Annotated in this window: 27 protein-coding genes; 14 read left to right on the forward strand and 13 right to left on the reverse strand. The window is 52.8% G+C overall.

Annotated features, from left to right (window positions below):
* Positions 1-547: 547 nt before the first annotated feature.
* The 7 genes from mnmL (at position 548) to F3J28_RS16095 (ending at position 9222) form a co-directional block, all read left to right on the forward strand.
* Entirely contained in the window at positions 548-1480 is a 933-nt protein-coding gene (gene mnmL, locus F3J28_RS16065; protein ID WP_166877742.1) for a tRNA modification radical SAM protein MnmL/YtqA, read from the forward strand.
* Positions 1481-1541: 61 nt separating this feature from the next.
* Positions 1542-3884 carry an aerobic respiration two-component sensor histidine kinase ArcB gene (arcB, locus tag F3J28_RS16070; RefSeq protein ID WP_166877745.1) on the forward strand — a complete coding sequence of 781 codons (2343 nt, stop codon included), beginning with the start codon at positions 1542-1544 and terminating at the stop codon, positions 3882-3884.
* 231 nt (positions 3885-4115) lie between these two features.
* A complete protein-coding gene (elbB, locus tag F3J28_RS16075) occupies positions 4116-4769 on the forward strand; it encodes an isoprenoid biosynthesis glyoxalase ElbB (RefSeq protein ID WP_166877747.1) in 654 nt (217 codons plus the stop codon).
* A complete protein-coding gene (gene mtgA / locus F3J28_RS16080; RefSeq protein WP_166877750.1) occupies positions 4766-5494 on the forward strand; it encodes a monofunctional biosynthetic peptidoglycan transglycosylase in 729 nt (242 codons plus the stop codon). Before elbB ends, mtgA begins: the two co-directional genes overlap by 4 nt.
* 46 nt (positions 5495-5540) lie before the next feature.
* Complete coding sequence (locus tag F3J28_RS16085; RefSeq protein ID WP_166877752.1) at positions 5541-6668, forward strand: sugar diacid recognition domain-containing protein; 1128 nt, start codon at positions 5541-5543, stop codon at positions 6666-6668.
* Positions 6669-6806: 138 nt separating this feature from the next.
* Positions 6807-8075: a GntP family permease gene (locus tag F3J28_RS16090; RefSeq protein ID WP_166877755.1), complete on the forward strand. Its 1269-nt coding sequence runs from the start codon at positions 6807-6809 to the stop codon at positions 8073-8075.
* A 10-nt stretch (positions 8076-8085) separates the two neighbouring features.
* A complete protein-coding gene (locus F3J28_RS16095; protein ID WP_166877757.1) occupies positions 8086-9222 on the forward strand; it encodes a glycerate kinase in 1137 nt (378 codons plus the stop codon).
* Between the two features lie 15 nt (positions 9223-9237).
* On the opposite strand, the gene npr is transcribed toward F3J28_RS16095, so the two are convergent.
* The 11 genes from npr to F3J28_RS16150 all read right to left on the reverse strand — a co-directional run bounded on the left by npr (position 9238) and on the right by F3J28_RS16150 (position 17163).
* On the reverse strand, positions 9238-9510 hold the full coding sequence (npr, locus tag F3J28_RS16100; RefSeq protein ID WP_008454837.1) for a PTS phosphocarrier protein NPr: 273 nt from the start codon (positions 9508-9510) through the stop codon (positions 9238-9240).
* Complete coding sequence (rapZ, locus tag F3J28_RS16105; protein ID WP_008454836.1) at positions 9507-10361, reverse strand: RNase adapter RapZ; 855 nt, start codon at positions 10359-10361, stop codon at positions 9507-9509. The genes npr and rapZ overlap by 4 nt, the downstream gene beginning before the upstream one ends.
* A gap of 46 nt (positions 10362-10407) precedes the next feature.
* On the reverse strand, positions 10408-10905 hold the full coding sequence (gene ptsN / locus F3J28_RS16110) for a PTS IIA-like nitrogen regulatory protein PtsN (RefSeq protein ID WP_008454834.1): 498 nt from the start codon (positions 10903-10905) through the stop codon (positions 10408-10410).
* Between the two features lie 81 nt (positions 10906-10986).
* A complete protein-coding gene (gene hpf / locus F3J28_RS16115; RefSeq protein ID WP_008454833.1) occupies positions 10987-11274 on the reverse strand; it encodes a ribosome hibernation promoting factor in 288 nt (95 codons plus the stop codon).
* Between the two features lie 22 nt (positions 11275-11296).
* Positions 11297-12730, reverse strand: a complete 1434-nt coding sequence (gene rpoN / locus F3J28_RS16120; protein ID WP_166877759.1) for an RNA polymerase factor sigma-54 — start codon at positions 12728-12730, stop codon at positions 11297-11299.
* 48 nt (positions 12731-12778) lie between these two features.
* Positions 12779-13504 (reverse strand): LPS export ABC transporter ATP-binding protein, encoded by a 726-nt coding sequence (gene lptB / locus F3J28_RS16125; RefSeq protein ID WP_045784120.1) that lies wholly within the window; start codon positions 13502-13504, stop codon positions 12779-12781.
* Positions 13505-13510: 6 nt separating this feature from the next.
* Positions 13511-14062, reverse strand: coding sequence for a lipopolysaccharide ABC transporter substrate-binding protein LptA (gene lptA, locus F3J28_RS16130; protein WP_008454829.1), 552 nt, complete (start codon positions 14060-14062; stop codon positions 13511-13513).
* Positions 14031-14603, reverse strand: coding sequence for an LPS export ABC transporter periplasmic protein LptC (gene lptC / locus F3J28_RS16135; protein WP_166877761.1), 573 nt, complete (start codon positions 14601-14603; stop codon positions 14031-14033). The genes lptA and lptC overlap by 32 nt, the downstream gene beginning before the upstream one ends.
* Positions 14600-15166 carry a 3-deoxy-manno-octulosonate-8-phosphatase KdsC gene (gene kdsC / locus F3J28_RS16140; RefSeq protein ID WP_166877763.1) on the reverse strand — a complete coding sequence of 189 codons (567 nt, stop codon included), beginning with the start codon at positions 15164-15166 and terminating at the stop codon, positions 14600-14602. Before kdsC ends, lptC begins: the two co-directional genes overlap by 4 nt.
* A 16-nt stretch (positions 15167-15182) precedes the next feature.
* Positions 15183-16169, reverse strand: a complete 987-nt coding sequence (gene kdsD, locus F3J28_RS16145; RefSeq protein WP_008454826.1) for an arabinose-5-phosphate isomerase KdsD — start codon at positions 16167-16169, stop codon at positions 15183-15185.
* Between the two features lie 16 nt (positions 16170-16185).
* Positions 16186-17163, reverse strand: coding sequence for a calcium/sodium antiporter (locus F3J28_RS16150; RefSeq protein ID WP_166877765.1), 978 nt, complete (start codon positions 17161-17163; stop codon positions 16186-16188).
* A 229-nt stretch (positions 17164-17392) separates the two neighbouring features.
* Here F3J28_RS16150 and mlaF point away from each other — a divergent pair, with 229 nt between their 5' ends.
* From mlaF to murA, 7 genes are all read left to right on the forward strand, one after another.
* The gene (mlaF, locus tag F3J28_RS16155) at positions 17393-18208 is read left to right on the forward strand and encodes a phospholipid ABC transporter ATP-binding protein MlaF (protein ID WP_008454824.1); all 816 of its coding nucleotides are present in this window, start codon (positions 17393-17395) and stop codon (positions 18206-18208) included.
* Positions 18209-18215: 7 nt separating this feature from the next.
* Positions 18216-18998, forward strand: a complete 783-nt coding sequence (mlaE, locus tag F3J28_RS16160) for a lipid asymmetry maintenance ABC transporter permease subunit MlaE (RefSeq protein ID WP_008454823.1) — start codon at positions 18216-18218, stop codon at positions 18996-18998.
* A 4-nt stretch (positions 18999-19002) separates the two neighbouring features.
* On the forward strand, positions 19003-19554 hold the full coding sequence (gene mlaD / locus F3J28_RS16165) for an outer membrane lipid asymmetry maintenance protein MlaD (protein ID WP_039305875.1): 552 nt from the start codon (positions 19003-19005) through the stop codon (positions 19552-19554).
* A 17-nt stretch (positions 19555-19571) separates the two neighbouring features.
* Positions 19572-20201 carry a phospholipid-binding protein MlaC gene (mlaC, locus tag F3J28_RS16170; RefSeq protein WP_166877767.1) on the forward strand — a complete coding sequence of 210 codons (630 nt, stop codon included), beginning with the start codon at positions 19572-19574 and terminating at the stop codon, positions 20199-20201.
* Positions 20201-20503: a lipid asymmetry maintenance protein MlaB gene (gene mlaB, locus F3J28_RS16175; RefSeq protein ID WP_166877769.1), complete on the forward strand. Its 303-nt coding sequence runs from the start codon at positions 20201-20203 to the stop codon at positions 20501-20503. Before mlaC ends, mlaB begins: the two co-directional genes overlap by 1 nt.
* Positions 20504-20636: 133 nt before the next feature.
* Positions 20637-20891, forward strand: coding sequence for a BolA family iron metabolism protein IbaG (gene ibaG / locus F3J28_RS16180; RefSeq protein WP_008454819.1), 255 nt, complete (start codon positions 20637-20639; stop codon positions 20889-20891).
* Between the two features lie 53 nt (positions 20892-20944).
* Complete coding sequence (gene murA / locus F3J28_RS16185; RefSeq protein ID WP_166877771.1) at positions 20945-22207, forward strand: UDP-N-acetylglucosamine 1-carboxyvinyltransferase; 1263 nt, start codon at positions 20945-20947, stop codon at positions 22205-22207.
* A gap of 45 nt (positions 22208-22252) precedes the next feature.
* Here murA and sfsB read toward each other — a convergent pair whose 3' ends face one another.
* Both sfsB and ispB read right to left on the reverse strand, forming a co-directional pair.
* A complete protein-coding gene (gene sfsB, locus F3J28_RS16190) occupies positions 22253-22516 on the reverse strand; it encodes a DNA-binding transcriptional regulator SfsB (protein ID WP_166877773.1) in 264 nt (87 codons plus the stop codon).
* Between the two features lie 233 nt (positions 22517-22749).
* Positions 22750-23721, reverse strand: a complete 972-nt coding sequence (ispB, locus tag F3J28_RS16195) for an octaprenyl diphosphate synthase (RefSeq protein WP_166877776.1) — start codon at positions 23719-23721, stop codon at positions 22750-22752.
* Positions 23722-23889: the final 168 nt, after the last annotated feature.

Below are 23889 nucleotides of genomic sequence, written 5' to 3' on the forward strand. Positions count from 1 at the left end.
GTCACAAGTGTTGAGGACTTGCTTTAGAGGGAATCTCAATTACTGCATAAATATGATGGGCACAGAACCCATCCAGAAAGCTTCCAGCGGATTTCCAACTTATCGGGAAAGAGCACACAGGTCAAATGGCATTCTTATTTATACGGAATCGTACTAAGAATGGCTTAATCAAATGAATTTAATGGTTTTTTTTGCTTTTTTTGCTCTGGGGGGACGGCGGTGAACGCCGAGTGTTATGTGATCGTCCTCACTATCCGAAAGGCCGTGAAACTCCAGACCATGCTGGCATGAATGATATTGCCAGCATGATATGCTGCTTAACCCCCGCGGAGTGCAGCATGACACTGTTTTTCACCGTTCGTCATATTCTTTAAATAAAGGGCGGCGTCATAAGGAAAAGTAATTAAGTACTATGTGAATAGAGTTGCACTTATTTTGAGTTTATATGCAATGGATAAGGCTGCGCCGAAGCGATTGATCCAGGTCATCGCCGGTGCGAGAAGAAAATGGCAGGCTAGGTCCCTTTTTCGGGACGGCCCATCAGATTATGCAGTTACAGAAATTAGTCAATATGTTTGGCGGCGATCTCTCTCGTCGCTATGGGCAAAAAGTCCATAAACTCACGCTGCATGGTGGTTTCAGTTGCCCCAATCGCGATGGGACTATCGGGCGAGGCGGCTGTACTTTTTGCAACGTGGCCTCTTTCGCTGACGAAGCGCAGCAGCACAATTCCATCGCTGAGCAGCTCGCACACCAGGCCAGCCGTGTGAACCGCGCTCAGCGTTATCTGGCCTATTTCCAGGCCTATACCAGCACCTGGGCTGAAGTGCAGGTGTTGCGGTCGATGTACCAGCAGGCGGTGAGCCAGACCAGCATCGTGGGGCTGTGCGTCGGTACCCGGCCTGACTGCGTGCCCGACAGCGTGCTGGATTTGCTAAGCGATTATCATGCACAGGGCTATGAGGTATGGCTGGAGCTGGGGTTACAGACGGCGAATGACAAAACGCTGCGCCGTATCAACCGGGGGCACGATTTTGCCTGTTATCAGGAAACTACCCGCCGGGCCCGAGCGAGAGGTTTAAAAGTTTGCAGCCATCTGATTGTCGGTTTACCGGGTGAAGGCCAGCAGCAATGTATGGACACGCTGGAGAAAGTGGTTGAAACCGGTGTGGACGGCCTGAAGCTGCATCCTTTGCATATCGTTGACGGCAGCATAATGGCCAAAAGCTGGCGGGCTGGTCGCCTTGAGGGGATCGCGCTGGCTGAGTATGTCGTCACCGCGGGAGAAATGATTCGCCATACACCGCTTGATGTCGTGTTCCATCGTATTTCGGCTAATGCCCGGCGCCCAACCTTGCTTGCGCCTTTATGGTGTGAGAACCGCTGGGCCGCGATGGTGGATATCAACAGGTATTTGCTGACGCACGGGGCGCAGGGATCAGCGCTGGGTACGCCGTGGGATCTCTCAGTTCTTTCGTAAATCCTGAGCCCGGTTCCTTTTTGCGGTATATTTAGCGCATCCAAGGCGAAGGAATCGTTCCATGAAGCAAATTCGGTTATTGGCGCAGTATTACGTTGATCTTATGGTGAAGCTGGGGCTGGTGCGCTTCTCCCTGCTGCTGGCCTCCGCGCTGGTCGTGCTGGCGATGGTGGTGCAAATGGCCGTCACCATGCTGCTGAGCGGCCAGGTTGAAAGTATCGACGTTGTCCGCTCTATCTTCTTTGGTTTATTGATTACGCCCTGGGCGGTTTACTTCCTGTCGGTTGTGGTTGAACAGCTTGAGGAGTCCAGGCAGCGGCTGTCGAAGCTGGTGGAAAAGCTGGAGGAGATGCGCGAGCGTGATCTCATTCTGAACGTGCAGCTTAAGGACAATATCGCCCAGCTAAACCAGGAAATCGCCGACCGTGTCAAAGCGGAGGCCGAGCGCCAGACCATGCTGGAGCAGCTCAAAGTTGAGATGCAGGAGCGTGAAGAGACGCAAATCCGGCTTGAGCAACAATCCTCTTTCCTGCGCTCTTTCCTTGATGCTTCGCCCGATCTGGTCTTCTATCGCAACGAAGACCGGGAGTTTTCAGGCTGCAACCGGGCGATGGAGCTGCTGACCGGCAAGAGCGAGAAACAGCTTATCCATCTCAAGCCGCAGGATGTGTACTCTGCCGAAGCCGCTGAGAAAGTGCTGGAAACAGACGAAAAAGTGTTTCGTCATAATGTCTCTCTGACCTATGAGCAGTGGCTGGATTACCCGGATGGCCGCAAAGCCTGCTTTGAAATTCGTAAAGTGCCTTATTACGACCGCGTCGGTAAACGCCACGGGCTGATGGGCTTTGGCCGCGATATTACCGAGCGTAAACGCTATCAGGATGCGCTGGAACGTGCGAGCCGGGATAAAACCACCTTCATCTCCACCATTAGCCACGAGCTGCGTACGCCGCTGAATGGCATTGTCGGCCTGAGCCGTATTCTGCTGGACACCGATCTCACCGCCGAGCAGACCAATTACCTGAAAACGATCCACGTGTCGGCCATCACGCTGGGAAATATTTTCAACGATATCATCGATATGGATAAGCTCGAGCGCCGCAAAGTGCAGCTTGATAACCAGCCGGTGGATTTCACCAGCTTCCTTGCCGATCTGGAAAACCTCTCAGGCCTGCAGGCTCAGCAGAAAGGGCTGTCATTTGTGATGGACCCAGCGCTGCCGCTGCCGCACAAGGTGGTGACGGACGGGACGCGTCTGCGCCAGATCCTCTGGAACCTGATCAGCAATGCCGTGAAGTTCACGCCGAAAGGGGGATTAGTCACGGTACGCGTTCGTTACGAAGAAGAGAGCTGCCTGCGCTTTGAGGTTCAGGACTCCGGGATTGGCATTCCGGTGGACGAGCAGGACAAAATCTTTGCTATGTACTATCAGGTTAAAGACAGTCACGGCGGCAAGCCCGCGACAGGAACGGGGATTGGGCTGGCGGTTTCTCGCCGTCTGGCAAAAAGCATGGGCGGGGATATTACCGTGACCAGCAAGCCGGGCGAAGGTTCGCTGTTCACGCTGACCGTTCAGGCGCCGAGCGTGGCCGAGGAAGTGGAAGACACGCTGGAAGATGACGATATGCCGCTGCCTGCCCTGCATGTGCTGCTGGTGGAGGATATTGAGCTTAACGTCATCGTGGCGCGTTCTGTACTCGAGAAGCTTGGCAATAGCGTTGACGTAGCAATGACCGGGAAAGACGCGCTGGAGATGTTTATACCGGGCGAATATGACCTTGTGCTGCTGGATATCCAGTTGCCGGATATGACCGGGCTTGATATTTCTCGCGAGCTGAATAAACGCTTTAGCAAAGAGGAACTGCCGCCGCTGGTGGCGCTAACGGCCAACGTGCTGAAAAACAAGACTGAGTATCTTGAGGCCGGGATGGATGACGTGCTGAGTAAGCCGCTCGCCGTGCCGGCCTTGATGTCGATGATCCAAAAATTCTGGGATAAGCAGATAACGGATAAGGAGCCTGTGGTGACAAAAGTCGATAGTGAAAAACAGCAAGCATTACTCGATATTCCGATGCTCGAACAATATATCGAGCTGGTGGGCCCAAAACTCATTACCGATGGCCTGGCGATGTTTGAAAAAATGATGCCGGGTTATTTAGAGGTGCTCGATTCCAATATGACCGCGCGGGATAACAAAGGCGTGGTGGAAGAGGGGCATAAAATTAAAGGTGCGGCAGGCTCCGTTGGTTTGCGGCATTTACAGCAGGTTGCCCAGCAAATTCAGTCCCCGGACTTGCCTGCGTGGTCTGATAATGTCGGTGAATGGATCGAAGAGCTGAAACAAGAGTGGCAACATGACGTTAGCGTATTAAAAGCGTGGGTTGCGGAAGCTGGAAAAAAATGACCCCGGCCAGGCCGGGGTGCGCGAATACTGCGCCAACACCAGGGAAAACAGGGTTGCGCCTTTTTTAGCGTTGAATTATTGAACGGCACAACCAGCAATTCGCGGGCTGTCAGCCATATAAGATAGCAAACCTTAAAATATTTGTTACGTGAATCAGTAAAATATGTGAAGCATAGCGATCAAATTAACGTGGCTGATACTGATTCACCCGGAACGAAAAGGAACTGACGGATGAAAAAAATAGGCGTAGTGCTGAGCGGCTGTGGGGTTTATGACGGCAGTGAGATTCATGAGGCCGTATTAACGCTGTTGGCCATTTCTCGCGCTGGTGCGGAAGCCGTTTGCTTCGCGCCGGATAAACCTCAGTCTGACGTGATCGATCATTTAACCGGCGAAGCTGCAGCAGAAACTCGCGACGTGCTGGTGGAGGCTGCGCGTATTACTCGTGGCAATATTCAGCCGTTGCGTGAAGCTTTGTCTGAAAACCTTGACGCATTGATTGTGCCCGGCGGTTTTGGCGCGGCGAAAAATCTAAGCACTTTTGCTTCAAAGGGGGCAGATTGTGAGGTTGATGCCGATCTCCGTCGCGTTGCACGGGAATGCCACGAGCAGGGTAAGCCGCTTGGTTTTATGTGCATTGCCCCGGCGATGTTGCCAAAGATTCTGGATATGCCTGTGCGTCTGACCATCGGCACCGACATCGATACCGCAGAGTTACTGGAAGCCATGGGGGCAGAACACATCCCTTGCCCGGTGGATGATATCGTGGTGGACGAAGAACAGAAGGTTGTCACCACTCCTGCTTACATGCTCGCGCAAAATATCGCTGAGGCCGCTGCCGGGATCGACAAGTTGGTTGCCCGCGTGCTGGAACTTAGCGCATGAGTAAAGGGCGTTTCGCGCCGTGGCAGTGGGTTAAACGCTGGCTGCTAAAAGCTGTTCTGGCGGTTTTGGCGGTTTGGTTCATGGGTATCCTGGTCTTCCGCTTCCTCCCGGTGCCGTTTTCCGCCGTGATGGTGGAGCGGCAGTTCAGCGCGTGGTTCAGCGGTAACTTCGGTTACGTTGCCCATTCTGACTGGGTTTCCATGGATGATATTTCGCCGTGGATGGGGCTGGCAGTGATCGCCTCTGAGGATCAAAAGTTTCCCGAGCACTGGGGCTTTGATACTGATGCCATCGAAAAGGCGCTGGCCCATAATGAACGCAACGAAAATAGGGTACGAGGCGCGTCGACGCTTTCCCAGCAAACCGCAAAAAATTTGTTCCTGTGGGATGGACGGAGCTGGCTACGTAAAGGGCTGGAAGCCGGCCTCACTGTGGGGCTCGAAACCGCGTGGAGCAAGCGACGTATTCTGACGGTGTATCTCAATATTGCCGAATTTGGTGAAGGCGTTTTCGGCGTGGAAGAAGCCTCCCGTCGTTACTTCAACAAGCCAGCCAGCCGCCTGACACCTGCCGAAGCAGCGCTGCTCGCCGCTGTCCTGCCTAACCCAATTCGTTTTAAGGCTAATGCGCCTTCAGGCTATATTCGCCAGCGCCAGCAGTGGATTTTGCGACAGATGCGCCAGCTGGGCGGAGAGTCGTTCCTTGAGCAGCACAATTTAAAATAAGCCGCATCCAACGCACTCGCGCGCTCTCCACGACAAGGTAAACGCTATGATGACCTCTTGCCTGAAAGAAGATACCGCCCGGCAAATTGTCCAGCGCACCATGAACATCATCGATCACTCGGTGAATGTGATGAGCGAGCAGGGTGTGATTATTGCCTCTGGCGATCCACGCCGTCTGTATCAGCGTCATGAAGGTGCTGTCCTGGCGCTGACGGAAAACCGGACCGTGATTATTGATGAAGCTTCTGCCCGGCGGCTGAAAGGGGTTAAACCCGGTATTAATTTGCCCATCGTCTTTCGCCAGAAAATCGTTGGCGTGGTGGGGATTTCTGGTGAGCCAGAGAAAGTGCAGGCTTATGCCGAACTGGTCAAAATGGCGGCCGAGCTGATCCTTGAGCAGGCGGAAATGCTTGAGCAAAATCAGTGGGAAAAGCGCTACCGGGAGCAGCTCGCCGCGCAGATTATTTCAGGCCAGCAAAGTCTGGCGGAACTGCGCCCTATGGCCAGCGGCCTTGGCGTAGACCTTGAATTGCCACGGGTTGCGCTGATGATTCATTTTCCCTCTCGGGATGTTTTGCGTCAGCGGGAGCTGCTCGAGCGACTGGGCGGCTACGACAGCCAGGCATTAGTCACGCCATTCGGTTTTGAACAAATCGCAATGCTACTACCCCTGGGCGGTGGCCGGCCTGAGGAGTGGCAGGCATTGCTGAAAAAAACGCTGCGCAAACTTCATTCTCAGCTACTGGCGCATTTTGAGGTAACCCTTTCAGTTGGGGGGTGCTTCGACGGCGACGACGCGTTACGACGCTCCTGGCTTAGTGCCGTGGCGCTGCATGAGATGGCTTCGCGGCAAAAAATTAGCCGGTCGATTTTGTACTATCAGGATCTTTTATTGCCTGTGCTGCTCAACGGGCTTTCCGGCAGCTGGCAGGCCGAGGAAATGGGGCGAGCATGGAAAACGCTTTGTGAAGCCGATCCGAAAGGCGTGCTTCGCCGCACGCTGCGCTGCTATTTTGAACAGAATTGTGATCTGTCTCAAACGACAAAATTGCTGCATATTCACGTCAATACATTGCGCTATCGGCTAAGTAAAATTGAGTCGATAACGGCTTTAGATATTAATAAGTTAGATTCGATTCTTCAGCTATTTATTGGTATGCAGCTCAGCGACTGATTTGTAGTAATCTACAAGAAAACGTTTCTTTCACCGCCTATTTTCTGGCGTTTTCTCTCAAGCTATTCGCAGCCCGCTCAGGGTAATGTCCCGCCGTACCTTTCGATCTCCCTAAAAAAATCAAAACAGGAGTGATTCATGACCACGGTTTCGGCTCTGGGCGCCCTGGTGGCGCTGGTTGTTTCTATTGTCCTTATTTTACGCAAGGTTCCTCCGGCCTACGGCATGATTGCTGGCGCTCTGGCTGGCGGGTTAGTTGGCGGGGCTGATTTAGTGCAGACGCTTTCGCTTATGATTACCGGGGCGCAGGGGATTACCAATGCGGTACTGCGCATTCTCGGGGCAGGCATACTGGCGGGCGTGCTGATTGAGTCCGGGGCAGCCAACACAATTGCCGAAACCATTGTTCGTAAGGTGGGTGAGAAAAGGGCGCTGTTCGCTTTGGCAGTGGCGACCATGTTGCTGACTGCCGTCGGCGTATTTATTGATGTTGCCGTTATCACGGTCTCTCCTATTGCCCTGGCGATTGCCCACCGGGCCGATATTTCGAAAATGGCTATACTGCTGGCGATGATTGGCGGCGGGAAGGCCGGCAACGTTATGTCGCCCAATCCTAATACGATTGCGGCGGCTGACGCTTTCCACGTTCCACTCACCGACTTAATGATGGCGGGCGTCGTACCGGGTCTGTTTGGGCTGGTGCTCGCCTATTTCCTGGCGAAGCGGTTGCAGCATCGGGGCTCCAAAGTTGCCGGCAGTGAGTTGATTGCCGGGGAAAAAGAAAAGGCCTTGCCTGCGTTTGGCGCGGCAATAGCGGCGCCGCTGGTGGCTATCTGCCTGCTTGCACTTCGCCCGATTGTCGGCATTGCGATTGATCCGCTGGTTGCGTTGCCGATAGGCGGCCTGATTGGGGCTATAGTGATGGGGCAGTGGCGGCAGACAAATCATTTTATGGTGTCGGGTCTGGCGCGTATGTCTCCGGTGGCGATTATGCTGCTGGGGACCGGAACGCTGGCCGGGATCATCGCCAACTCCGGCTTGAAGGATGTACTGATTAACGGTTTAACGGCCTCCGGTATGCCGTCCTACCTTCTGGCACCTTTTTCCGGGGCGCTGATGTCCATGGCTACCGCATCAACAACGGCAGGGACGGCGGTGGCTTCTGCGGTGTTTAGCTCAACGCTTGTCGATATGGGAATTTCTGCACTCGCTGGAGCGGCAATGATCCATGCGGGGGCGACGGTGCTTGACCATATGCCGCACGGCAGCTTTTTCCATGCCACCGGGGGCAGCGTGAATATGCAGGTTCATGAACGCTTAAAACTGCTTCCCTATGAAACAGCCGTTGGTTTGGCCATCGCTTTTGTTTCAACCCTGATGTTTGGTGTGTTTAATTTAGCGGGTTAATGAGGTTGCCATGAAAATTGTTATTGCCCCCGATTCTTTCAAAGAGAGCCTGAGCGCGATGCAGGTCGCCGAGGCCATTGAGCAAGGTTTTCGCGAGATTTACCCGAACGCAGAGTATATCAAGCTGCCGATGGCCGACGGAGGAGAAGGGACCGTTGAATCGATGGTTGCCGCGACGCACGGGCAAATTATCCCTGTAACGGTGACCGGCCCGCTGGGGCTGCCTGTTGAGGCTTTCTTTGGCATTACGGGCGATGGCGAAACAGCCATCATTGAAATGGCGGCCGCTTCAGGGCTGCATCTGGTGCCGCCCGAAAAACGAAATCCGCTGCTGACCGGCACTTTTGGCACCGGGGAGCTTATTCTGGCAGCGCTGGATCGCGGCGCACGTAAAATCATTATTGGTATCGGTGGCAGCGCGACCAACGACGGCGGGGCCGGCATGATGCAGGCGCTGGGCGTCAGGCTCCGTGATGCACAGGGGAATGAGCTTTGCGCAGGCGGTGCTGCTCTGGCTGAGCTTGCAGAGATTGATGTTAGCCAACTGGATGCCCGCCTGGCACAGGGCGACATTCTGGTGGCCTGTGATGTCGATAATCCGCTGTGCGGTGAGCACGGTGCGTCAGCGGTCTTTGGGCCGCAGAAAGGTGCTACGCCCGAGCAGGTTATGCAGCTTGATACGGCACTCAGGCATTATGGCGAACAGCTGGAGCGCATCAGCGGTAAGGATGTGATTACCGTGGCGGGTGCCGGAGCGGCAGGGGGCATGGGGGCGTCTTTGTTTGGTTTGCTTCATGCCCGCCTGCAGCCCGGTGTGGAAATTGTCACCGAAGCTTTGCGGCTTGCCGAGGCTGTTCAGGGGGCGGACCTGGTTATCACAGGAGAAGGGCGTATAGACAGCCAGACCATTTATGGCAAAACGCCGATAGGCGTGGCGAGAGTGGCGAAGCGTTTTCAGGTGCCGGTTATCGCGCTGGCTGGCGGTATGACGACTGATTACGGTGTAGTCCATCAGCACGGGCTCGACGCTGTATTTTCGGTGCTTAATCGGGTTCAGACGCTGCCGGAGGCGTTGGAAAAGGCGGGCGAGAATATTTGCGTGACAGCACGTAACGTTGCCGCAGTATGGAAAATAGGGCGCGGTTAGATCCGCGCACAGCGGTTAGTCTTCGTCAAATCCAGCATTGAATAGAGCAATCACGGCCGCCAGGGCTTGCTCTTCTTCCGGGCCTGTAACTTCTATTTCTATGTGGCCTCCTTTGGCGGAGTCCAGCATCAGGAGGGCAATCACGCTGCTGGCTTCAGCTTCGGTGCCCGCTTCGTTTCTCAGCATCACTTCCGCGTCAAAACTTTGTACCAGCTCAAACAGTTTCATCGCCGGGCGCGCGTGCATGCCCAGCTTGTTGGTGATTTCAACGGTCTGCTTTACGCTCATGTTTTACGTTTTTCCAGCGTGCGGTGACGGGACTGGACGTTCTTCCCGCGTGAGCGGAAGTAGTCGGCCAGCTGCTCTGCAATATAAACCGAACGGTGTTTACCGCCGGTACAGCCAATCGCCACGGTCAGGTAGCTACGGTTGTTGGTTTCCAGCATCGGTAACCATAACTCAAGATAGCTGCGGGTCTGGTAGATAAAATTGTGTACTTCTGTGTGCCTGTCGAGGAAGGCGGCGACCGGGCGATCGAGGCCGGTCATTGGACGCAGTTTTGGATCCCAGTGCGGGTTAGGAAGAAAACGCACGTCGAACACATAATCGGCGTCAATCGGTATGCCGTGTTTAAAGCCAAAAGACTCGAACACCATGGTGAGTTCGCGTTCACGTTTACCCAACAGACGAGTACGCAGCATCTCCGCCAATTCGTGCACCGACATTTCGGAAGTGTCGATGATCAGGTCCGCGCGGGATTTTAGCGGTTCGAGGAGATCGCTTTCTTCGTCAATCGCACTTTCCAGAGAGAGATTTTTGCTGGAAAGCGGATGAAGGCGGCGCGTGTCACTGTAGCGGCGGATTAGCGTATTACGATCGGCATCAAGGAACAGTAGCTGCGGAGAAAAAGCGTCCGGCAGGCTGTCCATTGCGTGCTCGAAGATTTCCGGCGACTCCGGCATGTTGCGCACGTCTATGCTGACGGCAGCAGAGATTTGCCGATCGGCAAGCGTTTTTGCCAGCTCTGGCAACAGGACAACCGGCAGGTTATCCACGCAATAGAATCCCATATCTTCCAGTGCGCGCAAGGCTACAGACTTCCCTGAACCTGAGCGGCCGCTGACAATCATCAGCACCATGTAATCATTCTCCCGATTTATCTGTCTGAGACATCAAACGCGCCGATTATTCATTTTCGCTGTCGTGATCGACTTCTGTTTCAGTAATTATCTGGTAAAGCTCTTCGTCACTGCCGGCTGAGCGCAGCCTGCGACAAATGGTTTTATCCGCCAGACGCTTGGCCACCAGGGAAAGCGTGTGCAGGTGGGTTTTTGTCTGGTCAGCAGGTACCAGTAACGCAAATAACAGGTCAACCGGTTGATTGTCGATGGCATCAAAAGCGATTGGCGTTTCCAGTTGAATAAAGACACCGACGGCGCGAAGTGTATCTTCCTCCAGCTTGCCGTGGGGAATAGCGATACCGTTGCCAATGCCGGTACTGCCCATACGCTCACGGGTCAGTACGGCTTCGAAAACGACCTGCGGTGGAAGGCCAAGCTGTTTGGCGGCCAGTTCGCTGATGATTTCCAGCGCACGTTTTTTACTCTGGCAGTGGACGCCACTGCGAGTACATTCCTGGTTAAGGACATTGCTCAGTTGTAGAGCGGAATCGTTGTTCATCATAAGTTCACCTAAGCACTTTTGTGCAAACGGCCCGCGACTTAAGCAGCGGGCCGGCCATATGCACATCGGATGCCCGGATTATCAGTGTTGTTTTAGTTTATCTTTGTGTTTCGTTAACTGTCGGGCCAGTTTATCAATCAGGCCGTCAATCGCCGCATACATGTCCTGGCCTTCGGCACTGGCATGCAGTTCTCCACCGTTCACATGCAGCGTAGCATCCGCTGTATGGGTGACTTTTTCCACCTTTAATACAATATAGACCTGGTTGATTCTTTCGAAGTACTGCTCCAGTTTGGCAAACTTCGAGTTCAGAAATTCACGCAGTGCTTCAGTGATCTCGACGTTTTGTCCCGTAATGTTGAGCTGCATAGTGTCTTCCTTATCGGTGAAGTCACACCAGCTGTTTACGCTGGTTTGACGGTGGAATGGATAAAGACTCTCGGTACTTCGCAACTGTGCGGCGCGCCACCATAATACCTTGATCCGACAGTATTGAGGTTAACTTACTGTCGCTCAGCGGTTTGGCGGGGTTTTCCGCAGCAATTAACTTCTTCACCAGCGCCCGAATTGCCGTGGAGGAGGCTTCACCGCCGCCTTCGGTATTGACGTGGCTGGAGAAGAAATATTTCAATTCAAAGATGCCGCGTGGGCTATGCAAATATTTCTGAGTGGTCACCCTCGAAATTGTCGACTCGTGCATGTCCACTGCCTGAGCAATATCGGCCAGCACCATCGGTTTCATATGCTCTTCACCGTGCTCAAAGAAAGCCTGCTGCTGTTCGACAATGCATCGGCTCACGCGCAATAACGTATCATTGCGACTTTCCAGGCTTTTAATCAACCATTTCGCTTCCTGCAGGTTGCTGCGGATGAACTGCGAGTCGCTGTCATTGCGCGTGTTGCCGCTCATGGCTGCGTATTGCTGATTGATTTTGAGGCGCGGGATGCTGTCTGCGTTAAGCTCTACAACCCAGCGAGCCAGGTGTTTACGCACCAGTACATCAGGAATAACGTACTCAGGTTCACCCGTTTGGATCGACTGGCCGGGGCGAGGATCGAGGGACTGAATCAGGCACATGGCCTCTTTAAGCGCATCCTCTTTGATACGCGTGACCCGCATCAACGTCCGGAAGTCGTGATTTGCCAGCAGATCTAAATGATCGCTAACAATAAGCCGGGCTTCCGCCAGCCATGGGGTCTCTTTGGCGTACTGAGAAAGCTGAATTAACAGGCAATCGCGTAAGTCTCGTGCTGCGACGCCGACGGGATCAAAACGTTGGATGCGTTTGAGGACGGCTTCTACTTCGTCAAGGCTTACATCGTCGTGGCCCAGACTTTCCAGAATGTCTTCCAGCGGCACGGTGAGATACCCGGTTTCATCCACTGCATCGACAATAGACGTCGCGATAGCGGCGTCCGTATCGGAAAATGGTGTCAAATCGACCTGCCACATCAGGTAGTCCTGCAGGGACTGGGTGGTCTCGCCCTGGTAGACAGGCAGCTCGTCGTCCAGATAGTCAGTTCCCGTACCTGAAGGAGTTCCGGCGGTGTAAATTTCATCCCAACTGGCATCAAGCGGCAGCTCATCGGGCATCTCTTTCTGCTCGAGGGCTTCACGGGTGTCCATTGCTTCGCTCTCAGGCACTTCCTGAGTATCGATCTCATCATGCAGGTCGGTTTGCTCAAGCAATGGATTACTGTCCAGTGCCTGCTGGAGTTCTTGCTGAAGCTCTAACGTTGAGAGCTGAAGCAGACGGATGGCCTGCTGCAGCTGGGGCGTCATAGCAAGTTGTTGGCTAAGCCGTAATTGCAAACCTTGCTTCATGTTCAGAGCAAACGTCCTCAAATAAGTCGTGTAAGACTTCCCACCCTATCAGAGTCTGAACTCTTCGCCCAGATAGACTCGCTTAACTTGCTCGTCTTCAAGGATTTCTTCCGGTGTACCGTGGGCAATCAGGTGCCCCTGACTAACGATGTAGGCGCGTTCGCAGACGGCCAGCGTTTCGCGGACGTTATGGTCTGTAATCAATACGCCGAGCCCGCTGTCACGCAGGTGCTCGATGATGCGTTTGATATCAATAACGGAAATAGGATCAACCCCGGCAAAGGGTTCATCCAGCAAAATGAACTTCGGGTTTGCCGCAAGCGCGCGAGCAATTTCTACGCGGCGGCGTTCACCGCCGGACAGTGACTGCCCGAGGTTATTACGCAGGTGCGAAATGTGGAACTCTTCCATCAGTTCATTAGCGCGGTCTTCACGCTGTTCTGAAGTCAGATCGTCACGAATCTGCAGCACCGCCATCAGATTATCAAAAACGCTCAGGCGGCGGAAAATGGACGCTTCCTGCGGCAAATAGCCGATGCCGCGACGTGCTCGAGCGTGCAGCGGCAGCAGACTGATGTCTTCTTCATCAATAATGATGTTACCTGCATCGCGTGGCACGATCCCCACTACCATGTAAAACGTCGTGGTTTTACCGGCGCCGTTTGGCCCGAGCAGCCCAACGATTTCACCTGATTTAACGGTCAGGCTGACGTCTTCGACTACGCGGCGGCCTTTGTAGGCTTTGGCCAGGTTTTTCGCAATTAAAGTTGCCATAACGAATCAGTTACTCTTTTTCGGTGCTGGTTGCTGGCCGTTTTTGTTTTGCAGCTGAGACGGCACCAGCACGGTGGTCACGCGTTTGCCTTTCTCGCTAAACGCCTGCATTTTTTGCTCTTTCACCAGGTAGGTGATCTTGTCGCCGGTGATGTTGCTGTCCAGCTGTTCAAGGTAAGCGTTGCCGGTCAGTACAACGAAATCTTTAGCCAATTCATAATGCATGGTGGACGCGTGGCCTTTTACCGGCTTACCGTTGTCCTGCATTTGATAGAAAGTAGCTGGGTTACCGTAGCCATCAATCACCTCTTTGCCTTGTTCACCGCCTGGGCGGGTCACAACAACTTTATCGGCGTTGATTTTGATCGTGCCCTGAGTCACAACGACATTGCCGGTGAAGGTAACGACGTTGCCCTGCATATCGAGAGACTGTTGGTCGGATTCGATATGAATAGGTTGGTCGGTGTCACCGGTCAGTGCCCAGGCTGACAGCGGTACGGCAAAAAGCGAACCAAGCAGAACAAGTTTAAGGCTGAGTTTGTTTATTCTGGATTTCATATGAGGTTTTAACCTTTTCAATCAGCTGTGCAGTTTGGCTGCGTAAGTTGCCACGCATTTTCAGGCCGCTGGAATTAAATGTGGTGCCGTACAAAGTCACCAGGTCGTCAGAAGCGACATCCTGAGTAATTAAATTCACCTGCGCATTGTCCGTCGTGATTCTGCGTAACTGAGAGTCAGGTGTTAACGCTGTGACGACAACGTTGCCATACAAATAAAGCATTTTGTCATCGGTAAGTTTGGCGCGATCCGCCTGAATTTCCCAGGTGGCGATTTTATTTTCATCGTACTGGGTCATGACGGGCTTGGTGAACCATGAAATACCCGTATCCGAGAAGTATTCAACGTGTTGAGCAATAAGCTTATAGTTCAGCGCGCCCTGTGGGTTGTATACGACTGTCGTGGAAAATTCGCTTTGATAAGTTGGCGTATCGCTGTTAACGGTTACGCCGGACTCGTCCTTCTCCGTCAGATTCAGGCCGATAAGCACTAATGCCGCAATGGCAAGCAGGAAAATAATCCAACGTCTGGTCTTACTCATATGGATTGCCCTTTCGCCTCATCAAGCCTGCCTTGCGCCATCAACAGGAGATCGCAGATTTCCCGCACTGCGCCTCGCCCGCCGCTGATTCTGGTCACGTAATCCACTTTTGGCGTCAATAATGGGTGGGCGTCTGCAACAGCAACGCTTAAACCGACCCGTTCCATGACTGGCCAGTCGATCAGGTCATCGCCAATGTAGGCAACCTGATCGGGAGAAAGCGCAACCTTTGACAACAGATCGTGGAACGCCACAAGTTTATCGGATTGCCCTTGATAAAGGTGGGTAATGCCCAACGTTTCGCAGCGATCTTCCAGCAGTTTTGCTTTCCTGCCTGTAATAATAGCGACTTCAATTCCGGAGGTCAGGGCGCAGCGAATGCCATAGCCATCGCGTACGTTAAAGGCTTTCAGCTCTTCACCGCTGTTACCCATGTAAATAAGGCCGTCAGACATCACGCCGTCAACGTCCAGAATCAGCAGGCGAATCTCTTTCGCTTTCGCTATGACCTGCGCGCTTACCGGCCCGTAGCAGGTATTAAGCAGCGCATCATGGTTACTCATTAAGGCTAATCCTTTTTTAAACTACGCCCGCGCGTAGCATGTCATGCATATGTACCACACCCAGCAACTGGTCGCCATCCGCGACCATAACCGAAGTAATATGGCGTGACTGCATCAGGTTTAATGCGTCCACAGCTAATGTGCCAGGGCGTACGCGAATGCCTCCCGTTGTCATGACATCCGCAATACGTAAGGTATGTAAATCAACACCCATATCGAACACGCGACGTAAATCGCCATCGGTAAAGATACCCTCAATTTTCATCAGGTCATTGCAGATGACCGTCATCCCCATATTCTTACGGGTAATCTCCAACAGCGCATCGCGCAAAGAGGCTTCTTTGCTTACGTGCGGGATATCATCACCCGTGTGCATGATATCGTTCACGCGCAGTAATAGCTTACGCCCCAGCGCGCCGCCAGGATGAGACAGAGCAAAATCTTCAGCGGTAAAACCACGAGCCTTCAGTAACGCCACGGCCAGCGCATCGCCCATAACCAGCGTCGCCGTTGTGCTGGAGGTTGGCGCGAGGCCGAGAGGGCAAGCTTCCTGAGGCACTTTGATGCACAGATGGATATCCGCTGCGCGACCCATTGAGCTTTCCGGGCGGGCGGTCATGCAAATCAAAGGCACCTGAAGGCGCTTTAATACCGGGATGAGCGCCAAAATTTCGTTCGACTCGCCGGAATTAGAAATCGCCAGGACGATATCCTGTGCCGTGACCATGCCTAAATCACCGTGGCTGGCTTCTCCTGGGTGCACAAAAAAGGCTGGCGTGCCGGTACTGGCAAAGGTTGCCGCGATTTTTTTCCCAATATGACCCGATTTTCCCATCCCCATGACAACAACTTTACCGGGGCAATAGAATATCTTCTCACAGGCCAGCGAGAAATCGTCGTTGATGTACTGGTCGAGTTGAGCCAGGCCTTCACGTTCAATATTGAGCACGTCTTTGCCCGCTTGTTGAAAGTCAAAACCCGGTGCTAAATCTATATGAGACATAATTCCCGTTTCCGCTTTATTCGACGACAGGTGGCGCAACGAACCACAGCACCACAATCCATATGATGAATCCACATGTTAACAGAGCGCCCGCGAGCTTGCCGATTTGGCGAGGTTTGCGCCAGCAGAGCAGGGCAAAAACAGCACTTACCGCTAACATCAACCAATAATCCCGGGCAAAAGCTAACGGGTTGAGGTGGCCCGGTGCCACCAACGCAGGAATGCCAAGCACAAACACAACGTTAAAAATGTTCGAACCGATGATATTACCAATCGCAATGTCATCTTCGCCCTTGCGCGCTCCGGCTATGGCGGTCGCTAATTCCGGCAGACTGGTACCAATCGCAATGATCGTCAAACCGATAACCAGTTCGCTTACGCCAAAATAATGGGCAAGCACCGAGGCATTATCGATGACCATCCGCGTTGCCATCGGCATAATAACCAACGCTACTCCCAGCCATAAAAATGCGACGGACAGGCTGCCTTCTTGAGGGAGTTCGGCCAGTTGCTCCCGCGTCAGACTATCGATCCCCTGCCGTTCCGCAAGGCGGCCTATTCTAATGATAAAGAGTAGATATAACACTGCGATTGTCAGCAGCATGACGCCCTCGGCCTGCGTCAGTTCACCGTCATAGAGAAACAGACCTGCGGCGGCACTCACCGCCAACATTAGAGGCAATTCACGACGTAGAATATCGGAATTAACGGTAAATGGGTGCAGCAGCGCGGCGAGCCCCAGGATCAGCATAATGTTAGTGATATTTGAGCCGATAGCTGTCCCTACGGCCAAATCCAACTGGCCGTGCAGCGCTGACGTACTGGCGATGATAATTTCAGGTAGTGAAGTGCCAATGCTGACCACCGTCATGCCGATAATCAGCGGCGGGATCCCGATGCTGCGACAAAGTATCGCTGCGGCGAAAACTAAACGGTCGGCGCCATAGACCACCAGGAGTAAACCAATAATTAATAGCGCCGTAGCTAACAGCATGAAAAATCCTTTATTAGGGTATAATCGCCGATCCTGAGGGGCTGAAGGGTCGGGCAAAACGAAGTGCAGCCTGAGCCTGGCGATAAGTCTTAATTCTGACTTTATGCGGCGAAAAAGTAAAACAAATGCCAGCTTTCGCTAACCTGCACAGGTAATATTCTGTAAAAATGTTGGGTTTTAGCATCCCTTTGAGGCCATGCTTGCCGGCAAACATAAAAAAGGAAGGGCGATGAGTCAGACAGAAGCCAATCTGGTTGAGATCCGTGGGATGAGTTTCTCTCGCGGCGAGCGCCAGATCTTCGAGAATATTTCGCTGACGGTACCACGCGGCAAGGTGACGGCGATCATGGGGCCATCGGGGATCGGTAAAACTACGCTGTTGAAGCTTATTGGTGGGCAGATCCAGCCGGACAGCGGCGAGATCCTTTTTGATGGTGAGAACGTACCGTCGATGTCGCGCTCACGGCTTTTTACCGTGCGTAAACGCATGAGTATGCTGTTCCAATCCGGCGCCTTATTTACCGATCTTAATGTGTTTGAAAACGTGGCTTATCCACTGCGTGAACATCTTCAGTTACCAGAACCGCTATTGCACAGCACGGTGATGATGAAACTGGAAGCCGTGGGGCTTCGCGGGGCGGCTAATCTTATGCCTTCTGAATTATCTGGCGGGATGGCACGCCGCGCGGCGTTGGCCCGTGCTATAGCGCTTGAGCCAGACTTAATTATGTTTGATGAACCTTTCGTCGGACAGGATCCCATTACCATGGGCGTGCTGGTTAAGCTTATTTCAGAACTTAACAGCGCTCTTGGCGTCACCTGCATTGTGGTATCACACGATGTACCAGAAGTATTAAGCATCGCGGATTACGCTTATATTGCTGCCGATCAGCACATTGTTGCTCAAGGTAGCCCGGCGGAATTGCGTGAAAACCACGATCCACGCGTTAGACAGTTCCTTGATGGGATCGCGGATGGCCCGGTGCCATTCCGTTATCCAGCCGGGGATTATCAACAAGATTTATTACCTGGAACGAGGAGCTAAACTGCTCATGCTGCTAAATGCACTGGCATCTCTCGGGAGACGCGGGATAAAAACCTGCGCTTCGTTTGGACGTGCCGGACTGATGTTATTCAACGCGCTGGTAGGGAAACCGGAGTTTCGCAAGCATGCGCCGTTGCTGGTTCGTCAGCTTTATAATGTCGGCGTACTGTCGATGTTGATCATTATGGTTTCCGGCCTGTTCATCGGGATGGTGCTTGGCTTACAGGGCTATCTTGTGCTGACGACTTACAGCGCTGAGTCGAGTCTAGGCATGCTGGTGGCGCTTTCACTGCTCCGTGAACTTGGCCCGGTTGTTGCCGCGTTACTGTTTGCCGGGCGTGCGGGTTCTGCTTTAACCGCTGAAATTGGCCTGATGCGTGCGACGGAACAGCTGTCCAGCATGGAGATGATGGCTGTCGATCCGCTGCGCCGCGTCGTTTCACCGCGATTTTGGGCTGGGGTTATCTCGCTGCCGCTTCTGACACTTATCTTCGTTGCCGTGGGCGTTTGGGGTGGTGCTCTGGTGGGCGTGAACTGGAAAGGTATTGATGCCGGTTTCTTCTGGTCAGCAATGCAAAATGCGGTCTCATGGCGGCTGGATTTGGTTAACTGCGTGATTAAAAGCGTAGTCTTCGCCATTACCGTAACGTGGATTGCGTTATTCAACGGGTACGATGCTATTCCGACTTCTGCCGGGATTAGCCGGGCAACCACGCGCACCGTTGTGCACGCTTCTCTGGCCGTTTTGGGCCTCGATTTTGTGCTGACAGCACTGATGTTTGGGAATTGAGTTCATGCAAACAAAGAAATTTGAAGTTTGGGTTGGTGCTTTTCTGCTGGTCGCGCTGGTCGCTATTATTTTTCTCTGCCTGAAAGTGGCGAATGTTACCTCTCTACGCAGCGAACCGACTTATCGGGTATATGCCACCTTCGACAACATCGGTGGCCTGAAAATGAGTTCGCCGGTTCGTCTTGGTGGTGTTGTTATTGGTCGAGTTGATGGTATCGCTCTTGACCCGAAAACCTATTTGCCTCGCGTAACGCTGGACATTGAACAGCGCTACAACCAGATTCCGGATACCAGCTCTCTGGCGATTCGCACGTCTGGCCTGTTGGGGGAGCAATATATTGCTCTTAACCTCGGCTTTGACGACCCGGAATTGGGGTCATCTATGCTGAAAGATGGCAGTACCATTCAGGATACGAAATCTGCTTTGGTTCTTGAGGATCTGATAGGTCAGTTCCTTTACAAGAGCGGCAACGGCGACAATAAGAATTCTGGCGATGCCGAAGCACATCCTGCAGGCCATACTGATGCCGCACCGCAGTCAGGTACTACGAATTAATTAAAGAGGAACGAGCGATGTTTAAGCGTCTTATGATGGTAGTTATGCTGGTTATCGCCCCATTTGCGATGGCGGCAGACCAGACCAACCCTTACAAATTAATGAATGAGGCGGCGCAGAAGACCTTTGATCGCCTGAAAAACGAGCAGCCTCAAATTCGACAGAATCCGAATTATCTGCGGGATATCGTTGGCCAGGAACTGCTGCCTTATGTTCAGGTAAAATACGCGGGCGCGCTGGTGTTAGGGCGTTACTACAAAGATGCCACGCCTGCGCAGCGTGACGCTTACTTCAAGGCTTTTGAAGAGTACCTGAAGCAGGCCTATGGTCAGGCGCTGGCGCTGTATCATGGTCAGACTTATCAAATCGCCCCTGAGCAACCTCTTGGCAATGCTGATATTGTGGCGATCCGTGTGACGATAATCGATCCAAATGGGCGTCCACCAGTGCGTCTTGATTTCCAATGGCGTAAAAATAGCCAAACCGGGAACTGGCAGGCATACGATATGATTGCTGAAGGGATCAGCATGATCACCACCAAACAAAACGAGTGGAGCGACCTGCTCCGTACGAAAGGTATCGATGGTTTGACCGCGCAGCTGCAGTCGATTTCGAAACAGCCAATTACCTTGGACAGTAAAAAGTAATGGCGGAAGAACTAAGCTGGAAGCAGGACGGTGCAACGCTGCATTTCTTCGGAGAGCTGGATGGCGGCACTGTTAATTCGCTTTGGCAGCAGCGTGAGAAAGTGGTCGCGGGTATCAATCTCTTTGAGCTAAGTGGTTTAACTCGCGTTGATACCGCCGGGCTGGCGTTGCTTATTCACCTGACAGCCATCGCGGCTCGCCAGGGGAACAAGATTGAGCTTAGGGGCGCTACTGATAATTTGCGCACGCTGGCTCAACTCTACAATCTGCCAGAGGCGCTATTGCCACATCTGGCAGGCTAATGATTTCAGCACGTTACTTTCAAAGCCCTCGAACTGTTAAGTTCCGGGGCTTTTTGCTTATTTAAGCGGACGCCACTTTCCTCTAAGATGTGTGGCTTATTTCATCATTTATTAATCGACGAATAGATACCCCATGGAAAATCATGAAATTCAGACAGTGCTGATGAACGCACTGCCCCTCCAGGAAGTCCACGTCTCAGGCGATGGCAGCCACTTTCAGGTTATAGCGGTGGGTGAGTTATTCGCCGAGTTAAGTCGCGTCAAAAAACAGCAAACCGTGTATGCCCCGCTGATGGAATTTATCGCGGATAATCGCATGCATGCTGTGTCTATTAAGACCTATACGCCGGAAGAGTGGGCGCGTGATCGCAAACTGAATGGTTTTTGAATCATCGGCTCAGGCTGGTGATAACGTTTTGAATTTAAAAGAGAGCAGTTTCAATGGATAAATTTCGTGTGCAGGGGCCTACCCGCCTGAGTGGAGAAGTCACAATCTCAGGGGCTAAAAACGCCGCGCTGCCAATCCTCTTCGCCGCGCTTCTGGCGGAAGAGCCGGTAGAGATTCAGAACGTTCCAAAACTGAAAGACATTGATACCACGATGAAGCTGCTGAGCCAGCTGGGTACCAAAGTTGAGCGCAACGGTTCTGTCTACATTGACGCCAGCGGCGTAAATATTTTCTGTGCGCCATATGACCTGGTGAAAACCATGCGAGCATCTATTTGGGCGCTAGGGCCACTGGTTGCTCGCTTTGGCCAGGGGCAGGTTTCTCTGCCTGGTGGTTGTGCCATTGGCGCTCGTCCGGTGGATTTGCACATTACTGGTCTGGAGCAGTTGGGTGCGGAGATTAAGCTCGAAGAAGGCTACGTTAAGGCGTCGGTAAATGGCCGCCTTAAAGGTGCTCATATCGTGATGGATAAGGTCAGCGTGGGTGCAACCGTAACCATCATGAGTGCGGCCACGCTTGCGGAAGGCAAAACGATCATTGAAAACGCTGCCCGTGAACCGGAGATCGTCGATACTGCGAACTTCCTTAACACCCTGGGCGCGAAGATCAGCGGTGCGGGCACCGATCGTATTATTATCGAAGGCGTTGCTCGTTTGGGCGGGGGCGTTTATCGCGTGCTGCCTGACCGTATTGAAACCGGGACGTTCCTGGTGGCTGCGGCAATCTCTGGCGGTAAAATTCTTTGCCGTAACGCGCAGCCGGATACTCTGGATGCTGTTCTGGCAAAGCTGCGTGAAGCTGGCGCGGAAGTTGAAACGGGTAAAGACTGGATCAGCCTTGATATGCATGGCCAACGTCCAAAAGGCGTAACGGTGCGTACTGCTCCGCACCCAGGCTTCCCTACCGATATGCAGGCGCAATTCACCCTGCTGAACCTGGTGGCGGAAGGGACGGGCGTTATCACCGAAACTATCTTCGAAAACCGCTTCATGCATGTGCCTGAATTAATCCGTATGGGCGCGCATGCTGAGATCGAAAGCAATACAGTTATCTGCCACGGTGTCGAAAAGCTTTCCGGCGCTCAGGTAATGGCAACCGATCTTCGTGCGTCTGCAAGTCTGGTTCTGGCGGGCTGTATCGCAGAAGGGACAACGATAGTGGATCGTATTTACCACATTGATCGCGGCTATGAGCGCATTGAAGATAAGCTTCAGGCGCTGGGGGCTAAGATCGACCGCGTCAAGGGAAGCGAGTAAACATCTTCCCTTAAAGACGGATAGCCGGGGTATGCCCCGGCTTTTTTATAGCTGCCGGATCTTCCGTGTTCGGTCGATAAACTCATGTGTCACCGGGTCGTGGTAGCGTGAAGGCCAGATAACCTGCGGTGCGACACCTAAAGCCTTAGCGATAATAAACTCCCCTTTGGGCCAGGGGCGAGACAACGCATTGGCGAGCGTTGATGAGCTTAAACCTGACTGGCGTGATAAGGCGGCGAGCGACGTTTTCTTTTTTCGCAGTCCGGCAATAATGTCCGCCGGATGCCAGTCCACAAATTGATTTTCCATAATCTCTCCCTGTGATCTTACTAATCCTGCTCTGAGATGAGCGATGGCACAGGAAATTTATAACATAAAAATTTCCAAATGATTCCAGTAAGTGCAAGGAATAATAGATTCTGTGTTTTCATCCGCAAATATGATGAAAGCTAGTGAGAATGAAATATTCAGGAAAGAGGGAAGGGATGAGGATCTGTTTTACTGGAAACTTTAGCGCGCCAACTGGCGCGCTAAAGTCGATGTTAGTGGTCGCGTTGAACGGACATGTGCGCCAAAGAAATTAGCGCTTCACGGTAAGGAGTATCAGGCAGCACTGAAAGTGCATCGATCGCTTTATCTGCCTCTTCTTCGGCGCGTTGACGAGTCCATTCCAGAGAACCGCAATCCGACATAGCTCTCAGTACAGGATCCAGTAAATGACGGCCATTTCCCTGTTCGATCGCTTCACGAATCATCTGAGCCTGCTCTGGTGAGCCGTTGCGCATGGCGTGTAACAGCGGCAGCGTCGGTTTGCCTTCGTTCAGATCATCGCCGACATTTTTACCCAGCGTTTGCCCATCCGAGCTGTAATCCAGCAGGTCATCAATGAGCTGGAACGCAGTACCCAGGTAGCGCCCATAATCCTGCAGCGCTTTTTCCTGAATCTCCGTTGCGCCTGCCAGAATTCCCGAGCATTGAGCCGCAGCTTCAAACAGGCGGGCCGTTTTGCTGTAAATGACCCGCATATAGCTTTCTTCAGTAATGTCTGGGTCATTACAGTTCATCAGCTGTAGCACTTCGCCCTCAGCGATAACGTTTACGGCCTCTGACATCACCTCCAGCACTTTCAGCGAACCGAGGCTGGTCATCATCTGGAATGCTCGCGTATAGATGAAATCACCGACCAAAACGCTCGCTGCGTTGCCGAAAGCGGCATTGGCTGTGGCTTTACCCCGACGCATATCTGATTCGTCCACGACGTCATCATGAAGTAGCGTGGCGGTATGTATAAATTCGATCAACGCTGCAATTCTGACATGCGCTTGCCCATCGTAAGCAAGCGCCCGCGCGGCAAGCACGGCAATCATTGGGCGGATGCGTTTACCGCCACCGCTGACGATGTAGTAGCCCAACTGGTTGATCAGTTGAACATCGGAATTCAATTGCTCAAGGATTGTCGCATTGACACCCGCCATATCTTGCGCGGTTAACTCATTAATTTTTTCTAAATTCATCGCAAAAGTCTGGCTTTCGTCCTGTTTATTCCATATCCATATGGCATAACGAGAGGGTTGAGGTTCGATACTGTAGTACAGATTGTACTGAAAAAACGAGGCAGATAAACGGTGTGTGTGCTGTTGCGTTTTTTTTCTACGGTAATTGACGATCGGGCTTGTCAAACC

This window comes from Enterobacter sp. Ap-1006, from assembly GCF_011752835.1.
In the GTDB taxonomy this organism is placed as follows: Bacteria; Pseudomonadota; Gammaproteobacteria; order Enterobacterales; family Enterobacteriaceae; genus Cedecea.

Coding starts and splice junctions, on each gene's coding strand:
- mnmL (WP_166877742.1), top strand. CDS start 548: ATGCAGTTACAGAAATTAGTCAATATGTTTGGCGGCGATCTCTCTCGT.
- arcB (WP_166877745.1), top strand. CDS start 1,542: ATGAAGCAAATTCGGTTATTGGCGCAGTATTACGTTGATCTTATGGTG.
- elbB (WP_166877747.1), top strand. CDS start 4,116: ATGAAAAAAATAGGCGTAGTGCTGAGCGGCTGTGGGGTTTATGACGGC.
- mtgA (WP_166877750.1), top strand. CDS start 4,766: ATGAGTAAAGGGCGTTTCGCGCCGTGGCAGTGGGTTAAACGCTGGCTG.
- F3J28_RS16085 (WP_166877752.1), top strand. CDS start 5,541: ATGATGACCTCTTGCCTGAAAGAAGATACCGCCCGGCAAATTGTCCAG.
- F3J28_RS16090 (WP_166877755.1), top strand. CDS start 6,807: ATGACCACGGTTTCGGCTCTGGGCGCCCTGGTGGCGCTGGTTGTTTCT.
- F3J28_RS16095 (WP_166877757.1), top strand. CDS start 8,086: ATGAAAATTGTTATTGCCCCCGATTCTTTCAAAGAGAGCCTGAGCGCG.
- npr (WP_008454837.1), bottom strand. CDS start 9,510: ATGAGCGTAAAGCAGACCGTTGAAATCACCAACAAGCTGGGCATGCAC.
- rapZ (WP_008454836.1), bottom strand. CDS start 10,361: ATGGTGCTGATGATTGTCAGCGGCCGCTCAGGTTCAGGGAAGTCTGTA.
- ptsN (WP_008454834.1), bottom strand. CDS start 10,905: ATGATGAACAACGATTCCGCTCTACAACTGAGCAATGTCCTTAACCAG.
- hpf (WP_008454833.1), bottom strand. CDS start 11,274: ATGCAGCTCAACATTACGGGACAAAACGTCGAGATCACTGAAGCACTG.
- rpoN (WP_166877759.1), bottom strand. CDS start 12,730: ATGAAGCAAGGTTTGCAATTACGGCTTAGCCAACAACTTGCTATGACG.
- lptB (WP_045784120.1), bottom strand. CDS start 13,504: ATGGCAACTTTAATTGCGAAAAACCTGGCCAAAGCCTACAAAGGCCGC.
- lptA (WP_008454829.1), bottom strand. CDS start 14,062: ATGAAATCCAGAATAAACAAACTCAGCCTTAAACTTGTTCTGCTTGGT.
- lptC (WP_166877761.1), bottom strand. CDS start 14,603: ATGAGTAAGACCAGACGTTGGATTATTTTCCTGCTTGCCATTGCGGCA.
- kdsC (WP_166877763.1), bottom strand. CDS start 15,166: ATGAGTAACCATGATGCGCTGCTTAATACCTGCTACGGGCCGGTAAGC.
- kdsD (WP_008454826.1), bottom strand. CDS start 16,169: ATGTCTCATATAGATTTAGCACCGGGTTTTGACTTTCAACAAGCGGGC.
- F3J28_RS16150 (WP_166877765.1), bottom strand. CDS start 17,163: ATGCTGTTAGCTACGGCGCTATTAATTATTGGTTTACTCCTGGTGGTC.
- mlaF (WP_008454824.1), top strand. CDS start 17,393: ATGAGTCAGACAGAAGCCAATCTGGTTGAGATCCGTGGGATGAGTTTC.
- mlaE (WP_008454823.1), top strand. CDS start 18,216: ATGCTGCTAAATGCACTGGCATCTCTCGGGAGACGCGGGATAAAAACC.
- mlaD (WP_039305875.1), top strand. CDS start 19,003: ATGCAAACAAAGAAATTTGAAGTTTGGGTTGGTGCTTTTCTGCTGGTC.
- mlaC (WP_166877767.1), top strand. CDS start 19,572: ATGTTTAAGCGTCTTATGATGGTAGTTATGCTGGTTATCGCCCCATTT.
- mlaB (WP_166877769.1), top strand. CDS start 20,201: ATGGCGGAAGAACTAAGCTGGAAGCAGGACGGTGCAACGCTGCATTTC.
- ibaG (WP_008454819.1), top strand. CDS start 20,637: ATGGAAAATCATGAAATTCAGACAGTGCTGATGAACGCACTGCCCCTC.
- murA (WP_166877771.1), top strand. CDS start 20,945: ATGGATAAATTTCGTGTGCAGGGGCCTACCCGCCTGAGTGGAGAAGTC.
- sfsB (WP_166877773.1), bottom strand. CDS start 22,516: ATGGAAAATCAATTTGTGGACTGGCATCCGGCGGACATTATTGCCGGA.
- ispB (WP_166877776.1), bottom strand. CDS start 23,721: ATGAATTTAGAAAAAATTAATGAGTTAACCGCGCAAGATATGGCGGGT.